This is a genomic window from Streptomyces sp. NPDC007808, assembly GCF_042868655.1.
Taxonomy (GTDB): domain Bacteria; phylum Actinomycetota; class Actinomycetes; order Streptomycetales; family Streptomycetaceae; genus Streptomyces.
In genome coordinates this window covers 241,591-256,869 of the sequence record NZ_JBIAEQ010000007.1, presented here as the reverse complement: position 1 = coordinate 256,869, position 15,279 = coordinate 241,591, and the positions used below count along the sequence as shown (strand labels likewise).

Here is a 15,279-nt window from a genome sequence, read left to right as displayed (position 1 = left end):
CCGGGAGCCGTCCGGGCGCGGGAAAGCGACGGTTGTGCCAAGACCGAGGGAATTTTGCGACAACGGTGTAGCGCTTCGGGGGACGTCCCGGCTGTTCAGGCCGACAGCGGCCCTGCGTCGTCCGCGACCGCCGCCGTGACGTCCGGGTACACCTCGAACAGCCGGCGTACTCCCAGCGCGCCCAGCACCCGGTTGACGTGCGAGCCGTCCGCCGCGCCCTGCGCCGGGAGTATCAGCCGCAGGCTGCCCTGACAGGAGCGGATGAGGCGGCGGGCGGCGATCAGCACGCCGACGCCACTGGAGTCGCAGAACATGACCTCGGACAGATCGAGGACGAGGCTGTGCCGTCCCTCGGCCACCGCGTCATGGATGTGCTGACGCAACGCCGGTGACGTCACCAGGTCCAGCTCGCCCGACACCTGGAGCACGGCCCAATCGCCCCGCTCACCGCCGGTCACTTTCACCGTCACCACCACGCCCCTCGCTCGCCGGACCCGCCGAAGCGGAAGCGACTCCTACGCTTCCTTGCAGCGCGGCTGCCCAGCGGCTGTTCCCTGAAACACCGTCCAGAAAACGGTCACCGATCAGAAGAGGCTTGTTTCAATCGCATTCGATCCTGTTCGATCGAGTCTGATCGGTCGGTGCACGGGTAACCGAGCGAGGTGCGAGGTCCTGCCTCACGCCCGCGCGGGCCCCTCTATCACGAGTGCGAGGTGCGTCACCAGCGATGACCCTTCAAGGGGCGCACATTGCCACAAAGGGGCGTGCGCTGTCGGACGTGCCGACTACATTCGGGGAGACGGTGGACGCACGCTGGACAGGAACGGACCGGTGAGAGCCTGTTCCCAGGCTCTGGAGGGGGGCCGTATGGCGAAGAAGGACGCACCGCCCCGCTGGGACCGCAAGATGCAGCAGCGACTCGCCCGCGGCGAGGCGGCCGCCCTCGGCGAGCTGTACGACCGGTTCGCCTCCCTCGTCCACGGCCTCGCCCACACCGTGCTGGGCGACGAGCGCGCCGCCGACCACCTCACCCGCGACGTCTTCGCCCACGTCTGGGAGCACCCGGACAGCTACGACCCCAAGCAGGGCCCGCTGCGCAGCTGGGTCGCGGCGCTGACCCACCGCCTCGCCGTGCAGCGGCTGCGCGCCACCGAGACCGCCGCCCTGGCCAGGGCCGGCCACGGCTCCCCCGAGGAACTGGAGCGCAAGGTGCGGCACGCCTCGGTGGCCGCCCGCGCCGACTACATCGTCCAGTCCATGCCCGTCCCGCTGCGCGCCGCCCTGGAGCTGGCCTACTTCCAGCGCCGTGACTACCGCCAGACCGCGGCCGACCTCGGCGTCACCGAGGACGAGGCCCGCCGGCGCCTGCGCCTGGGCCTGCAACTGCTCTCCACGGCCCACGACGCCGGGGCGACACCCGGGGTACCGCCGGGATACGGGGGTGCGGTGTGAACGAGGCGAGGCGCTTCGAGGCGTACGACGAGCACGAGGGCCCGCAGGAGGAAGCCGAGCCCGAGCCGCGCGAGGACTCCTCCCCCGGCCCGTCACCGACCTGCTCCACCCCGGCCCACGACGAGGAGCAGCAGGGCTGCGGGGACGCCGCGGGAACGGACGGCACGGACAGCGGCGACGGCGACGACCGGCACCCCGCTGCGGGGCCGGACCCGGACCGGCCGCCCCGCATACCGCTCCCGCGGCCCTCCGTCGAGGACACCGGGCACCCCCTGACCGACCCGGGCGGCGTAGGCGAACCGACGCCGCCCGTCCTGGAGCACCGGGTCCTGAAGTCGCTCCTCGGGGCGTGGGCGCTGGCCGCCTGCTCGCCGCAGGAGACGGCGGCCGTGGAAGAGCACCTCGGCACCTGCGGTCTCTGCGCCGACGAGGCACGTCGGCTGCGCGAGGCCGTCGGGCTGCTGCACCCCGCCGAGAGCCTCGACCTGGACCCCACCTTGCGCACCCGCGTCCTGCAGGGCTGCCTGGAGCGGCGCCCGCCCCGCATCCCGGTGCCGGAGTGGGCGACGCCGTACGACGCCGAGACGGCCCGCCTCGACGCCCTGCTGCAGGACTTCGGGGACGCCGAGTGGCATGCGCCGGTGCGGCTGCGGTGGTTCCGCGGCGACGAGCCGACGAGCCGTCGTACGACCGTCGCCGGCGTCATCGCGCACCTGCTGACGGTCGACGGGCTGGTGGCGGTCGCGCTCGGCCTGGACGACCCGTTGGGTGAACTCGCCGCCGACCGGCCGACGCCGGCCGGGCGCACGGAGGCGTACTGGCGGGCCTCGCACTACCCGCCGACCCGCGCCGTCCGGGCGCCGTGGCGCGAGCAGTCCCACGCCCTGGTGCGCACGGCGTCCTTCACGAGCGGCGGCGCGGGCGGACTCTCCGTGTCCTACGGCGACTTCGAACTGCCGCTGCGGGACGCGATGCTGGACCGGGCCTTCGAGTGCTGGGTGCACGCGGAGGACATCGCCGAGGCGGTGGACTACCCGTACGAACCGCCGTCCGGCCGCGACCTGCACTCCCTGGTGGACCTGGCGGCCCGCATGCTCCCCACGGTGCTCGCGGCCCGCCGCCGCGCGGGCCTCGCGGCACCGCCGCCTCCCGGCCCGCACCGCCGTCTCGTACCGGCCGGCGAGCCGGGCCGCAGCCTGCGCCTGGAGATCGAGGGCTCGGGCGGCGGAGAGTGGCTGATCCCCCTGGACTCCCCGGCGGCGGTCGGCTCAGCGGAGCACGAGGTCGCCCATATCGCCCTGGACGGCGGCGAGTTCTGCCGCCTGGCCGCGGGCCACGTCTCTCCCGCGGAGGCCGCGGCCGGGCAGGTGGGGGATCGTGAGGCCATCCGGGACGTGCTGTTCGCCGCGGCGAGCCTGAGCCGGATGTAGACGGGCCGGCGGGTTCGTCGGCGGCTGAGGGGAAGGGTGGTCGGTCGCGGGATTCCCGCGCCCCGTACCCGCAGCCGCCCTACGCCATGTGGACCCGGGCCTCAATCAGGCGAAGACGACCGTCCGCCGGCCGTTCAGCAGGATCCTCCGCTCGGCATGCCACTTCACCGCCCGCGCCAGCGCCTGGCACTCCACGTCGCGCCCGATCGCAACCAGTTGGTCCGGCGTGACGCCGTGCCCGACCCGCTCGACCTCCTGCTCGATGATCGGGCCCTCGTCGAGGTCGGCCGTCACGTAGTGCGCGGTCGCCCCGATCAGCTTCACACCCCGCGCATGCGCCTGGTGATACGGCTTCGCGCCCTTGAAGCTCGGCAGGAAGGAGTGGTGGATGTTGATGATCCGCCCGCTCAGCTGCTTGCACAGGTCGTCCGAGAGGACCTGCATGTAGCGGGCCAGCACGACCAGCTCCACGCCCTCCTCACGCACGATCTCCAGCAGCTGCGCCTCGGCCTCGGGCTTGTTGTCCTTGGTCACCGGAATGTGGTGGAAGGGGATGTCGTACGACCCCACGAGCTCGGCGAAGTCGGTGTGGTTGGACACCACGGCGGCGATCTCCACCGGCAGCGCCCCGATCCGCGCGCGGAACAGCAGGTCGTTCAGGCAGTGCCCGAACCTGCTGACCATCAGCAGGACCCGCATCTTGTCCTCGACCCGGTTGATCTGCCAGTCCATGTGGAAGGAGTCACCGATCGCCGTGAAGCTCGCCCGCAGCTTGTCCACCGTCACCGGCGCGTCCGCCGAGAAGTGGACACGCATGAAGAACAGTCCCGTGTCGTGGTCGCCGAACTGCTGACTGTCCTCGATGTTGCAGCCGGTCATGAAGAGGTAGCTCGACACGGCGTGCACGATGCCCTGCTTGTCGGGGCAGGACAGGGTGAGGACGTACTGGTCGGCGGGGACCGCGGCTCGGGTGGACTGCTCGTTCATGCAGCACAGGGTCCCATATCCGGGGCCCCCGGTGGGCAGGCGTCCCGGCACGCGGACCGCGATCCGGACCGCGCGATCCGGACCGCAGGAGCCGCTACGCGGACCGCGTCATGATCCGCAGCACCTCAAGGGTGCGCGGCGGGGCGTCCGCGTCCTCGCCGTCGGCCATGGCCATCCGTACATGCGCGTCCCGCGCCGCCCGCACCGCCTCCGGCCACCCCTGGTGCTCCAGGTACGCCGAGACCGGCGCGTCCGGGCCGACCTGGTGCATGATCCGCAGCACCCGCAGCACGGCCGTGTCCACGAGCGCCGCCTCCTGCGAGTCCCGGAAGATCGTGCCGACGTACTTCTCGGCGGACCAGTTGTCCAGCCAGGTGTCCTCGACCAGGCGGTACACGGCGTCGGTGACGTCGCCGTATCCGTCGACACCGGCCAGCCAGACGTCCCGCTGGAACACCGGGTCGGAGAGCATGTGCAGCGCGGAGCGCACATTGCTGCGCCAGCGCCACCACGGCATGTCGTTGAGTGGCATGCCGCCCATGGTGGATGAGCGACGGCTGCGACGGGAAGAGCTATCCGAACCTTGCACGGTCATCGATCGTACGATCCTCTTCACACGACCGTCACCGGCCCCCGCAATTCACCTCCCGGTCACCATCCGCTCACCTTGGGTCACGCCGGGGTTCGCTGTGTGGCGGAATCGTGTATGCCCATGACCGGCAGGCGACGCACCCGCAGCACCTACCTCCCCGTGATCACCAAGGGCCGCAGAGTGGTGGCCCGCTCTGCGGCGACGCTGGTGGCGTGTGCGTCACTGACGGTCGGATGCGGGGTCGTCCCCGGTGCCACGGGGGGCGCCGGGGACACTCCGATCACCGTCATGACCTGGGCCCCGCAGGAGACCAAGGCCACCAACAAGCCCGGTATGCCCGCCTTCGCCCAGGCGTACGCCCGCTGGGTCAACTCCCGAGGCGGTATCGGCGGCCGCAAGCTGAGGGTCCTCACCTGCAACGAGCACAACGACAGCCTGGGCGCGGCGAAGTGCGCGGACCGCGCGGTCAGGGAGAACGTCGTCGCGGTCGTCGGCTCCTACAGCCAGTACGCCGACACCTTCCTGCCCTCCCTGGAAGGCGCCGGCATCCCCTACATAGGCGGCTACGGCATCACCAACGCCGAGTTCACCAGCCCGCTGTCCTATCCCGTCAACGGCGGCCAGCCCAGCCTCCTGGCGGGCCTCGGCCGGGAACTGGCCCGCAGCTGCGGCCCGGTCATGCTGGTGCGCCCCGACACCATCGCGGGCGACGAGCTGCCGCCCCTGCTCGACTCGGGTCTGCGGGCGGGCGGCCACACCAGGTCGAGCGACCAGCTGGCCGACGAGGACGCCACGGAGTACGGCAGCCAGGCGGCGCGGGCGCTGAACTTCTCCGCCACCGACGCGAGCAGGCAGGGCTGCGTGGTGCCCGCCCTCGGCGACCGCACCACCACCTTCATGGACTCCTTCCGACGCGCCCGCGCGGACCACCCCGACGTGCGCACCGCCACCGTCCTCGGCAGCGTCGACCAGACCGTGATCAACGCCAACGGCGGCGCGAGCGGCCCGTACGAGGGGTCGTACATCACCGGCTGGTACCCGGTCGCGAGCGACCCGCGCTGGGACGCCATGAAGAAGGTGATCAGCCGGGAGGCGTTCGGCGACAACCGCATCGACCCCGCGGACGCCGGGGTGCAGACCACATGGATCGCGTACACCGTGTTCCGCAAGGCGGTCGAGTCGCTGGGCGACGGCGAGGTGACCGCGGACGCCGTACGAAGGTCGCTGGACGGCGGTCTGAAGGTCTCCACGGGAGGCCTCACCCCGACCCTGCGGTGGAAGTTCCAGGACGTCCTGGCCGCCGTCGGCTACCCCCGTCTGGTCAACCGCGAGGTGACCCTCCAGGTCGTACGGGACGGCCGGCTGGTGGCGGCCCGCAAGAACTTCATCGACGTCACGAAGACCCTGCAGAACGCCGACCTGGGCTGACCGCCCGGCCGGGGCTCACAGCTGCGTCGGCTGGCGCTCCGTCAGGCCGTACTTCCTCGCGATCGTGTTCCACAGCTGCGCGGCCGTCTTCTTCTCCTGGCTGGCCGTGCCGCTGTCGCGGTTGCCGGCCTGGGTCTGGCCGGTGGCCCGGGCCTCGCCCTTGCGGCACAGCTTCTTGTTGCCGGCGACCTGGTCGGCCCACGCCGCGTAGTGGTTGTCGGCGGACGCCGACGCCCGCCACGCCTTGTTCAGCGCGGTGGTCAGCTCGGTGTGGCCGGGGAGCCGGTCGACCTTGAGCGCGGCCAGGTCGGTGACCAGCTTGTTGCGCTGCCCGGCCGCGTCCCGCAGGTCCTTGGCGGCCTTCGGGAGGTTCTGGCAGGACTTCACGGCGGCCACCGCGTTGATCACCGTCGTACGGCTGTCGCCGCTGACCGCCAGCAGCTTGTCCAGGGCGATCGCCTGCTCCTCGGCCGGGTCGGCGGACGGCGAAGGGGAGCCGCTCGCGGTCGTCGGCGCCGTGGCGGAGACGGGTTGGTTGTCGCTCTTGCCGCCGTCCCCGTCCCCACCGGCGAGCAGCGCGCCCGCGCCGATGCCGAGGGCCACGATGCACACACCGACGCCGGCGAGGAGCGGCACCTTGGAGCCCTTGCGACCGCCGCCGCGGCCGGCCCGGTCGTCATGGTCGTCGTCGTGGCCGTACCCGTCCTGCGCGCCGGGCGGGAAGTACCCCGCGCCGGGCGGGCCCTGCCGGTGCGACGGTGGCTGCTGGAAGCTCGGCAGCTGCTGGGTGGCCGCGGCCGGGGGCTCACCGCCCGGCTCACTGCGGAAGAGACTGTCGAAGTCGGAGAGCGGCTGCCGCTGCGAGACGCCCGCGGGACCGCCGGGGACGGGCGGGAGGTACTGCGTGGCCTCCGCGTCGGACCCCGCGGCGGGCGGCATCGGCCCGGCACCGCCCTGCGGTCCGGCACCGCCGCCCTGCCGGGCGCGCCGCAGGACCTGCGTGCTCTCCGCGGACGCCTCGGGCGGCAGCGCCCCCGGCCCCACCGGCGGGAGGAACTGTGTGGCGCCCTCGTCCGCGGCGGGCGCGGGAGACGCGGCGACGGGCGGTATGTAGCGCGTGGCCTGGTCGTCCGCACCCGCGGGGGTGGCGCCGACCGGCGGTATGTACTGGGTCGCGCCCTCGTCGAAACCTCCGGCCGCGGGCGGCAGCGGAGCACCCGCGCCACCGGAGCCGGGAGCGCCGGAGCCCTGCCCACCCGCGGGCGGCAACGGCGCCGACGGGCCGCCCTGCCCGTACGACGGCTGCGGCGCGGGCATCGGCGAACCGGCCGGGGCGCCCTGCCCGTACGACGGCGCACCCTGCGGGCCTCCGCCGTACGTATGAGCGCTCGGCGGCGCACCCTGCGGGCCCCCGCCGTACGAAGGCGCGCTCGGCGGCGCACCCTGCGGACCCCCGCCGTACGACGGGCCCTCCGAGGGCAGTGGATGCGCCGGTGCACCCGGGTGGGCCTGCGGCGCCGCGTTCCACGGGGCCTGCTGCTGCGACTGCGGCTGGTGAGGCTGTTCCTGCCCGCCCCAGCCGTGGCCGGGCGGCGTCCCCCACGCCTGGTCGGGAGCGGCCGAGGGGGCGGGCGGGTTCTGGTTCTGGTCGGGTCCCCACGGGGTGCCCCATGCCTGGCCGCCGGGCGGTGCCGCGGGCGGGGGCGCCGTCGGCGGCGCGGCCGGTCCCGGTGCGGGCCGGCCGGGCTGCCCGCCCGTGGTGCCCGGGAGCAGCGGCTCACCACCGTCGGAGGGCAGCACGATGCCTTCGCGCGCGGGTCGCGCCGAGGGCTCCTCGCCCTGTCCACTCTGCGTCACCGGGACTCCTACGAATGGGGGACCTTCGGAATCGTCGGCTCACGCTACCGGGTCCTGAGTTCCGGGTGCCACGCGACCGAGGACCTGACCCGAGTCCCTGTGACCTGCGTAACAGCCAGGTCCCCCACTCGCTATGTGCGCCCTCCCCTCACGCCGGAGCCTTCGTTTTCCTGTCGTTCACGCCGCTGTGCCCCCTGATTTCACGCGGCGGCCTGGAGGTCCAGGCGGGCCCCGAACTCCCTTACCACCGGCTCGTCCCGGTACGGCTCCAGCCGCTGCTGGAAGTCCTCCAGGTATTCGGCGCCCCGATTGGAGCGCAGCGTCTCCAGCAGCTCCACCGCCTTCAGCCCGGTGTGGCAGGCCTGTTCGATGTCACGCTGCTGCACCTGCGCCGTGGCGAGCAGCACATACCCGATGGCCCGGCGCCGTGCCTTCGTCCGCGGAAGCCCGGCCAGCGACTCCTGCGCACACCGCGCCGCCGCCTCGGCCTGGCCGAGATCGCGGTGGCAGTGCGCCAACTCGTCCGCGAGATACGCCTCGTCGAAGTGCCCGATCCACGCCGGGTCGTCCCCCGACTCCGGCTCGGCCGCCTCCAGGGCACTCACCGCACGCCCGGACGCCACCTGAGTGGCCCGCACGTCGCCCATCAAGGCATGACCGCGGGCCTCGGCCGCATGGAACATCGACTCCGCGCGCGGGGTGACGCGCCCCCGCGCCCCCTCTTGCGCCGCCCGTGCCAACTGCGCGATCTCACGCGGGTTTCCGAGCTGCGCGGCGAGATGGCTCATGGACGCGGCCAGCACGTACCCGCCGTATCCGCGATCGCCCGCCGCCTGCGCCAGCCGCAGCGCCTGGATGTAGTACCGCTGCGCGAGACCCGGCTGCCCGGTGTCGACGGCCATGTACCCGGCGAGTTCGGTCAACCGCGCCACGGCGGCGAAGAGTTCCCGGCCGACCGCCTCCCGGTACGACCCGGCCAGCAGTCCGGAGACGACACTGTTCAGGTAGTGCACGACGACCGGCCGCACATGCCCGCTGCCGTACTGGTGGTCCAGGTCCACGAGCGCCTGGGTCATCGCCCGCACCGCCGCCACGTCGGACTGCCCCACCCGCGGCCCCGCCGAGCGCGCCACCTGCGAGTCGGGCGACGAGATGAGCCAGTCGCGGCTCGGCTCCACCAGCGCGGAGGCGGCGACCGACGAGCCGGACAGGAAGTCCCGGCGCCCCACGTCGCTGCGCCACAGCTCGCAGACCTGCTCGATGGCCCCCAGTACCGTCGGCGAGAACTGGAGACCCACGCCCGAGGCGAGGTTCTTGCCGTTGGCCATGCCGATCTCGTCGATCGTGACCGTACGGCCCAGCTTGCGGCCGAGCGCCTCCGCGATGATCGCGGGCGCCCGCCCGCGCGGCTGCTGTCCGCGCAGCCAACGGGCGACCGAGGTCTTGTCGTAGCGCAGATCGAGGCCGTGCTCCGCGCCGCACATGTTGACCCGGCGGGCCAGTCCTGCGTTGGAGCAGCCCGCTTCCTGAATGAGCGCCTGCAGCCGTTCGTTCGGCTGTCGAGCGACGAGAGGCCTTGCGGCCATGGCGTACCCCCTGTGGCTGCGGTGCCTGCCCACGCACCGAGTTGTCGTCTCTTCCACGTGCCGGATACCGCGACGGGGCACCGGTGGTGCACCGAAAGGAACCGGCCGTGAAGATCAATGCCCCGTCGGCATACCGAAAATGCGAGGCTTGCGAGGATTGCCGGAGTAACGGCGGAAGCCGACCCCACATGGGGCTACCCAGCCGCGGCCGAGGATCCTCCCGCGCGCCCCCACACATGCACCCATGCGCCCCAGAAGAGGAACCCATGCTCCTCCCCCGCGCGCGGCGGGCCCGTAACTCCAGGTGGGTGCGGGAGTTGTGTTGAGCGTGGAAGAGACGATCCCGGCCACCGAAGCCGCACAGATTCCGAAGCAGCGCGGGGAAACGCTGCTGGAGACCGCCGTTCGCTATGCCGAGGAGCGCCACTGGGACGTGTTCCCGGGTACCTGGCTGGAAGCCGTCGACGGGGTGCAGCACTGCTCCTGCGGCGACATCACGTGCCCCGCGCCCGGTGCGCACCCCACGCGCCCCGACTGGGCGACCCAGGCGACGGGGAGCGCGACGGTCGCACGGCGGATGTGGCAGAAGCAGCCGAACGCGTCGATCCTGCTGCCGACGGGACGGACCTTCGACGCGATCTCCGTGCCGGAGACGGCCGGGTTCCTCGCGCTGGCCCGGATGGAGCGGATGGAGCTGACGCTGGGGCCGGTGACGCTGACGCCGGACGGCCGGATGCACTTCTTCGTGTTGCCGGGCGCCTCGGTGAAGGTGCCGGAACTGGTGCGCAAGCTCGGCTGGTCGGTGACCTCGCTGGACCTGGTCACCCTGGGCGAGGGGACGTATGTGGCCGCGCCGCCCACGCGGTTCGGATCGCGGGGGGCCGTGCAGTGGGCCTGTCGGCCGACGCCGGCGAATCGGTGGCTGCCGGACGCGGAGGAGCTGATCTCGCCGTTGGCGTACGCCTGCGGCAGGGACCGTTAGGAACGCCTCGCCACAAGTGCTCTCCTCCCCGCGCGGCTGATCATCGACGGCGGCCGCGGGCCGAATACGGCTGGTCGCGCGGTTCCCCGCCCCTCTAGGTTGGCACCATGACGTCGGCCGTAAGCGTGCGTGGGCTCTGGAAGCGGTTCGGGCAGCAGGTTGCTGTCGCCGGGATCGATCTGGAGCTGCCCGCCGGGAAGTTCATCGGGCTCGTAGGACCCAACGGGGCCGGGAAGACCACCACTCTCTCCATGGTGACCGGGCTGTTGCGGCCCGATCAGGGATCCGTCGAAGTCGTCGGGCACGACGTCTGGCGCGACCCCGTCGAAGTCAAGGCACGCATCGGAGTGCTGCCCGAGGGGCTTCGGCTCTTCGAGCGGCTCTCCGGGCGGGAACTGCTCGCGTACTCGGGACGACTGCGCGGGCTTCCCGGTGCCGAGGTCGACAAACGGGCCACCCAGTTGCTCGACGTGCTCGACCTGGCGGGGGCCCAGCACAAGCTCGTCGTCGACTACTCGACCGGTATGCGCAAGAAGATCGGGCTCGCGTCCGCGCTGCTGCACAACCCGGAAGTGCTGTTCCTGGACGAGCCGTTCGAGGGCGTCGACCCGGTCTCCGCCCAGACCATCCGGGGCGTCCTGGAGCGCTACACGGCCTCGGGCGCGACCGTCGTCTTCTCCTCCCACGTGATGGAACTGGTGGAGTCGCTGTGCGACTGGGTCGCCGTGATGGCCGCCGGACGCATCCGCGCCCACGGGCCGCTCGCCGAGGTGCGTGGTGACGCGGCCACCCTGCAGGAGGCCTTTCTCGCCCTGGTCGGCGCGAACGGACGGGTCGCCGGAACCGACCTCGACTGGCTGGGCGGCGGGGCGCGATGAGCACCGACATCACCGCGGTCGTCGTACGGCTGAAGCTGTCGCTGCTCAGGAACGGGCTGCGGCAGTCCGCGGGCCGGCGGGCCGCCTACGTCGCCTCGGCCGTCGTCGTCCTGCTCTTCGCCGCGCTCCAGCTCCTCGGGCTGATCATGCTGCGCGGCACCGCGCACGCCGACTCGCTGGTCGTCCTGCTGGTGGCGGTGCTCGCGCTCGGCTGGGCCGTGATGCCCCTGTTCTTCCCCGGCGGGGACGAGACCCTCGATCCGACGCGGCTGGTGATGCTGCCGCTGCGGCCGCGGCCCCTGGTGCGGGCCCTGCTCGTGGCCTCGCTGGTGGGGATCGGCCCGCTGTTCACGCTCTGCCTGCTCACGGGTTCGGTGATCGCGCTCGCGCACGGCACTCCGGCGTACGTCACCGCCGTCCTCGGTGTGGCCCTGGCGCTGCTGGTGTGCGTGGCGTTCGCGCGGGCCGTGGCCGCGGCCAACCTCCGGTTGCTGACCAGCCGGAAGGGGCGCGATCTGGCGGTGCTGAGCGGGCTGGTCATCGCGATCGGGGCGCAGGTCGTCAACTTCGGTGCCCAGCGGCTCGGTTCGTCGGGGCTGGCCCAGCTCGACCCGGTGGCGGACGTGCTGCGCTGGGTGCCGCCCGCGTCCGCGATCGCGGCGGTGGAGTCGGTGAGCCGGGGCGCGTACGGCGTGGGCGCCCTCCAACTGGGCCTGACGGCGGGGGCGTTGGTCGCGCTGATCGCCGTGTGGTCACGGCATCTGACCCGGCTGATGACCTCGCCCGACGGCTCCACGCTCCAGGTGGTCACCGAATCCGCCGTACGGGAGCGGACGTCGACAGGGCCGGCCCGTTTCCTGCCGGCCGGCCGCACGGGAACCGTCATGGAGCGCAGCCTGCGCTACGTCTGGCGCGACCCGAAGACCAAGGCGGCCTGGGTGACCTCGCTCGCCATCGGCCTGATCGTGCCGCTGTTCAACGCCCTGCAGGGAACCGGGTCGGTCTACTTCGCCTGCTTCGCCGCCGGGATGCTCGGCATCCTGATGTACAACCAGTTCGGGCAGGACACCTCCGCGTTCTGGATGGTCGCGATGACCATCTCGTCCCGCCGGGACGCCTACGTCGAGCTGCGCGGGCGGGCGCTGGCGCTGCTGCTGCTCACCCTCCCCTACGCCACCCTGGTCACCGTCCTGACGACGGCGTTCCTCGACGACTGGGGCGCACTCCCCGAGGCACTGGGCCTGTCCTTCGCCCTGCTCGGCGCGATGCTGGCGACCGGCGCCTGGACGTCGGCCCGGTTCCCGTACTCCATCCCGCAGGAGGGCTACAAGAACGTCGCGCCCGGCCAGACCGGGCTGGCCTGGCTCTCCATCTTCGGCGGCATGATCGCGGCCGCGCTGCTGTGCGCCCCTGTCATCGCGGTGACGATCTGGCTGCACATCAGCGACGGCGGGGACGCCTGGACATGGCTGCTGCTGCCGGGCGGCACGGCGTACGGAGCGGTGCTCACCGTCCTGGGGCTCCGGCTGGCGGCTCCGCGGACGGCGGCCCGGCTGCCGGAGATCCTTACGGCGGTGAGCAAGGGATAGGCGGTACGCGTCCCGGCGGCGCCGTCAGGCAGGCGGCGGCCGGCTCACAGCTGCCCGGCATCGCCCAGTACCGCGTCCAGGAACGGCTCGATCGCCGCCCGCCACCTCTCCGGCTGGTCGTAGTGCACCAGATGACCGGCGTCGGCCACCTCCGCGTACTCCCCCCTGGGCAGCACCCGCACCATCTCCTGGGCCTCGGCCCGCCCCAGCTCCCCGTCCAGTCCCCGCACCACCAGTGCGGGGCACCGGACCTGCGCCAGGTCGTCCCAGTGCGCGTCGTACACCCAGGTCTCCCGGGAGGCGAGCATCTGATCCGGTTCGAAAACCGGCCGCCACCCGTCCTCGCACCCGTGCATCACCTCGGCGTAGAACTCACCGCGCGCGGGATTCGGCCGCTCGACCCACGGGTCGTCCTCACCGAACCACTTGCGTACGTCGGCCAGCGTGGCGAAAGGGACCGGCCAGGCCTTGAACCAGTCCTCCCACTCCCGCTGCGAGGCCGAACCGAGCGCGGAGGCCCGCATATCGCAGATGATCAGGCCACGCACCAGGTCGGGGCGCCTGGCGGCGAGCTGCCATGCGGTCAGCGCGCCCATGGCGTGGCCGATGAGCACGGCCGGGGCGAGGCCGAGCTGTTCCAGGGCGGCTTCGGCGTCCTCGACGTACGCCTCGCGCGTGAAGGCGGCCTGCGGTGACTTGTCGCTGCGGCCGTGCCCGCGCTGGTCGAGTGCCACGGCGCGGTGCCGCTCGGAGAGCCAGCGGGCGGTGGAGGTCCAGTGCGAGGCGCGGCCCATCAGGCCGTGCAGTAACAGGACACCCGGCGAGCCTTGGGGCTCCTTGGCCGGGTCCGTCTTGGGAGGGTCGCCGAACTCCCAGGCCGCGAGACGTACGCCGCCTGTGCCCGTCACGTCGATGCGTCGCGCCATCCGTCCTGGCACCCCCCTAGCTCCGCCGGGACCGACCGCTCCGGATCGAGCCGGCCGGTCCCGTGAACAGCGTCCTGCCTGCCTTGCCTGCCATATCCGCCGTCGCCCGCGTGGGCACCGCGCGCCGCCTGCACGGCTCGCCTTGTGGATGCCCTCGCATGCGATGTGCATGTCCTGTGTGTCCGACGTGATCTTATGCGCACATTCCAGAAGCGCATGGCCCGTCCGACTCGTCACCCCCGCAGACTATCGAACTCTCATTCGAATATCGGGTCTCGTCGGACAACACCCCTCGTTCGAGTGACCCGACTCAAGGATTGATCGGCGCAGCCGAGGGGAGATCTTCAGCGGGAGGCGGACCGCTCGGGGAAAACGGTCCGAGGGGAATGACCCTGAGAGCTCGGGGCTCCGGGTCAGCACAGGGGAGGACAGGCCCCGGCGCCACACGGCGCCGGGGCCCTCTCCACGATCGCGGCACATCCGCCCGCCCCCTCACCGGCCGGCCGATCACCGTCGACCACGCCAAGAGCCCTCAGGTCATATGCCTCACGCGACAGCCTCGCACGCGAAGTGTCCGAGCGCTGCGATTTACCACACTGGATCTTGGATTCGACATCTTCGACGCAACGCCACAACTCCCTTTCCACCGCCGGGAGTTACCACCGAGAGGGGCCGGTCGAGGAGACGGCGGGGCGGAGCAGGGGCGTGGCAGGGGGATGGCAGGGGGGTGTCCGGGGCGGTGGGCTCAGCGCTTGGCGACGAACACATGGGAGGCGACGTCCGCCTCCAGTTCGGCCGCCTCGCCGCCGCTGCCCACCAGGACACCGCCCGCCGACTCGGTGACACTCACCACCGAGCCCGGCTGCACGCCCGCCCGGCGCAGCGTGTACATCAGCTGCGCGTCGGTCTGGATCGGCTCGCCGATACGGCGCACCACGACCGTCTTGCCCTCGGTACCCGGGTCCAGGTCGGCCAGCGAGACCATGCCCTCGTCGAGGAACGGGTCGGCGCCGTCCTTCTCACCGAGCTCCTCCAGACCGGGGATGGGGTTGCCGTACGGCGACTCGGTCGGGTGCCGCAGCAGCTCCAGCACGCGCCGCTCCACGGCCTCGCTCATCACGTGCTCCCAGCGGCACGCCTCGGCGTGGACCTGCTCCCACTCCAGCCCGATCACATCGACGAGCAGGCATTCGGCGAGGCGGTGCTTGCGCATGACGCGGGTGGCCAGGCGCCGCCCCTCGTCGGTGAGCTCCAGATGCCGGTCGGACGCCACCGAGACCAGCCCGTCCCGCTCCATCCGCGCCACCGTCTGGCTCACGGTCGGCCCGCTCTGGTCCAGTCGCTCGGCGATCCGGGCGCGCATGGGGACCACACCTTCCTCCTCAAGCTCGAGGATGGTGCGGAGATACATCTCCGTGGTGTCGATCAGTCCGGACATACGTGCCCCTCGATTAGCTCTGCGATTAGCTCAGCCGGAAGCGAGACAGCTCCACGGCGCGTGCGCTGGCCCTGGACCCAATTCTGCCGGATACCACTGACAAGCGTGCCGTGCCGTCGCAACCAGCGGGTTGT

The 15,279-nt window shown here is 72.2% G+C and carries 13 protein-coding genes; 6 read left to right on the top strand and 7 right to left on the bottom strand.

Translation table 11 applies throughout. The features are described 5' to 3' along the window. Positions 1 to 95 precede the first annotated feature (95 nt). Entirely contained in the window at positions 96 to 476 is a 381-nt protein-coding gene (locus tag ACFYNL_RS26680) for an STAS domain-containing protein (protein ID WP_388807524.1), read from the bottom strand. A gap of 391 nt (positions 477 to 867) precedes the next feature. Between ACFYNL_RS26680 and ACFYNL_RS26675 the strand changes: the two genes are divergently transcribed. Together ACFYNL_RS26675 and ACFYNL_RS26670 are read left to right on the top strand one after the other, a co-directional pair. Then, complete coding sequence (locus ACFYNL_RS26675) at positions 868 to 1,452, top strand: sigma-70 family RNA polymerase sigma factor (RefSeq protein WP_388807523.1); 585 nt, start codon at positions 868 to 870, stop codon at positions 1,450 to 1,452. Next, the gene (locus ACFYNL_RS26670) at positions 1,449 to 2,882 is read left to right on the top strand and encodes an MDMPI N domain containing protein (RefSeq protein ID WP_388807522.1); all 1,434 of its coding nucleotides are present in this window, start codon (positions 1,449 to 1,451) and stop codon (positions 2,880 to 2,882) included. Before ACFYNL_RS26675 ends, ACFYNL_RS26670 begins: the two co-directional genes overlap by 4 nt. 105 nt (positions 2,883 to 2,987) lie before the next feature. Here ACFYNL_RS26670 and purU read toward each other — a convergent pair whose 3' ends face one another. Together purU and ACFYNL_RS26660 are read right to left on the bottom strand one after the other, a co-directional pair. Next, complete coding sequence (gene purU / locus ACFYNL_RS26665) at positions 2,988 to 3,869, bottom strand: formyltetrahydrofolate deformylase (RefSeq protein WP_388807521.1); 882 nt, start codon at positions 3,867 to 3,869, stop codon at positions 2,988 to 2,990. A 94-nt stretch (positions 3,870 to 3,963) separates the two neighbouring features. Further along, positions 3,964 to 4,464, bottom strand: a complete 501-nt coding sequence (locus ACFYNL_RS26660) for a hypothetical protein (protein WP_388807520.1) — start codon at positions 4,462 to 4,464, stop codon at positions 3,964 to 3,966. Positions 4,465 to 4,581: 117 nt separating this feature from the next. On the opposite strand from ACFYNL_RS26660, the gene ACFYNL_RS26655 reads away from it, so the two are divergent. Continuing rightward, entirely contained in the window at positions 4,582 to 5,889 is a 1,308-nt protein-coding gene (locus tag ACFYNL_RS26655) for an ABC transporter substrate-binding protein (protein ID WP_388807519.1), read from the top strand. Positions 5,890 to 5,904: 15 nt separating this feature from the next. Here the strand turns inward: ACFYNL_RS26655 and ACFYNL_RS26650 are convergent, their stop codons facing one another. Together ACFYNL_RS26650 and ACFYNL_RS26645 are read right to left on the bottom strand one after the other, a co-directional pair. Continuing rightward, positions 5,905 to 7,746 carry a hypothetical protein gene (locus ACFYNL_RS26650; RefSeq protein ID WP_388807518.1) on the bottom strand — a complete coding sequence of 614 codons (1,842 nt, stop codon included), beginning with the start codon at positions 7,744 to 7,746 and terminating at the stop codon, positions 5,905 to 5,907. A gap of 200 nt (positions 7,747 to 7,946) precedes the next feature. Then, positions 7,947 to 9,332, bottom strand: a complete 1,386-nt coding sequence (locus ACFYNL_RS26645) for a transcriptional regulator (RefSeq protein WP_388807517.1) — start codon at positions 9,330 to 9,332, stop codon at positions 7,947 to 7,949. A gap of 319 nt (positions 9,333 to 9,651) precedes the next feature. Between ACFYNL_RS26645 and ACFYNL_RS26640 the strand changes: the two genes are divergently transcribed. From ACFYNL_RS26640 to ACFYNL_RS26630, 3 genes are all read left to right on the top strand, one after another. After that, on the top strand, positions 9,652 to 10,314 hold the full coding sequence (locus ACFYNL_RS26640) for a bifunctional DNA primase/polymerase (protein ID WP_388807516.1): 663 nt from the start codon (positions 9,652 to 9,654) through the stop codon (positions 10,312 to 10,314). Between the two features lie 107 nt (positions 10,315 to 10,421). Next, the gene (locus ACFYNL_RS26635; RefSeq protein ID WP_388807515.1) at positions 10,422 to 11,192 is read left to right on the top strand and encodes an ABC transporter ATP-binding protein; all 771 of its coding nucleotides are present in this window, start codon (positions 10,422 to 10,424) and stop codon (positions 11,190 to 11,192) included. Beyond that, positions 11,189 to 12,781: a transporter gene (locus ACFYNL_RS26630; RefSeq protein ID WP_388807514.1), complete on the top strand. Its 1,593-nt coding sequence runs from the start codon at positions 11,189 to 11,191 to the stop codon at positions 12,779 to 12,781. Before ACFYNL_RS26635 ends, ACFYNL_RS26630 begins: the two co-directional genes overlap by 4 nt. Positions 12,782 to 12,825: 44 nt before the next feature. Here ACFYNL_RS26630 and ACFYNL_RS26625 read toward each other — a convergent pair whose 3' ends face one another. Both ACFYNL_RS26625 and ACFYNL_RS26620 read right to left on the bottom strand, forming a co-directional pair. Beyond that, positions 12,826 to 13,707, bottom strand: a complete 882-nt coding sequence (locus tag ACFYNL_RS26625) for an alpha/beta fold hydrolase (RefSeq protein ID WP_388807513.1) — start codon at positions 13,705 to 13,707, stop codon at positions 12,826 to 12,828. Between the two features lie 745 nt (positions 13,708 to 14,452). Then, entirely contained in the window at positions 14,453 to 15,145 is a 693-nt protein-coding gene (locus ACFYNL_RS26620; protein ID WP_019753883.1) for an iron dependent repressor, metal binding and dimerization domain protein, read from the bottom strand. Between the last annotated feature and the right edge of the window lie 134 nt (positions 15,146 to 15,279).

Excerpts from the sequence above, each read along its gene's own strand:
- ACFYNL_RS26635 (WP_388807515.1), top strand. The coding sequence starts at position 10,422 with ATGACGTCGGCCGTAAGCGTGCGTGGGCTCTGGAAGCGGTTCGGGCAG.
- purU (WP_388807521.1), bottom strand. The coding sequence starts at position 3,869 with ATGAACGAGCAGTCCACCCGAGCCGCGGTCCCCGCCGACCAGTACGTC.
- ACFYNL_RS26675 (WP_388807523.1), top strand. The coding sequence starts at position 868 with ATGGCGAAGAAGGACGCACCGCCCCGCTGGGACCGCAAGATGCAGCAG.
- ACFYNL_RS26660 (WP_388807520.1), bottom strand. The coding sequence starts at position 4,464 with ATGACCGTGCAAGGTTCGGATAGCTCTTCCCGTCGCAGCCGTCGCTCA.
- ACFYNL_RS26630 (WP_388807514.1), top strand. The coding sequence starts at position 11,189 with ATGAGCACCGACATCACCGCGGTCGTCGTACGGCTGAAGCTGTCGCTG.
- ACFYNL_RS26620 (WP_019753883.1), bottom strand. The coding sequence starts at position 15,145 with ATGTCCGGACTGATCGACACCACGGAGATGTATCTCCGCACCATCCTC.
- ACFYNL_RS26625 (WP_388807513.1), bottom strand. The coding sequence starts at position 13,707 with ATGGCGCGACGCATCGACGTGACGGGCACAGGCGGCGTACGTCTCGCG.
- ACFYNL_RS26645 (WP_388807517.1), bottom strand. The coding sequence starts at position 9,332 with ATGGCCGCAAGGCCTCTCGTCGCTCGACAGCCGAACGAACGGCTGCAG.
- ACFYNL_RS26655 (WP_388807519.1), top strand. The coding sequence starts at position 4,582 with ATGACCGGCAGGCGACGCACCCGCAGCACCTACCTCCCCGTGATCACC.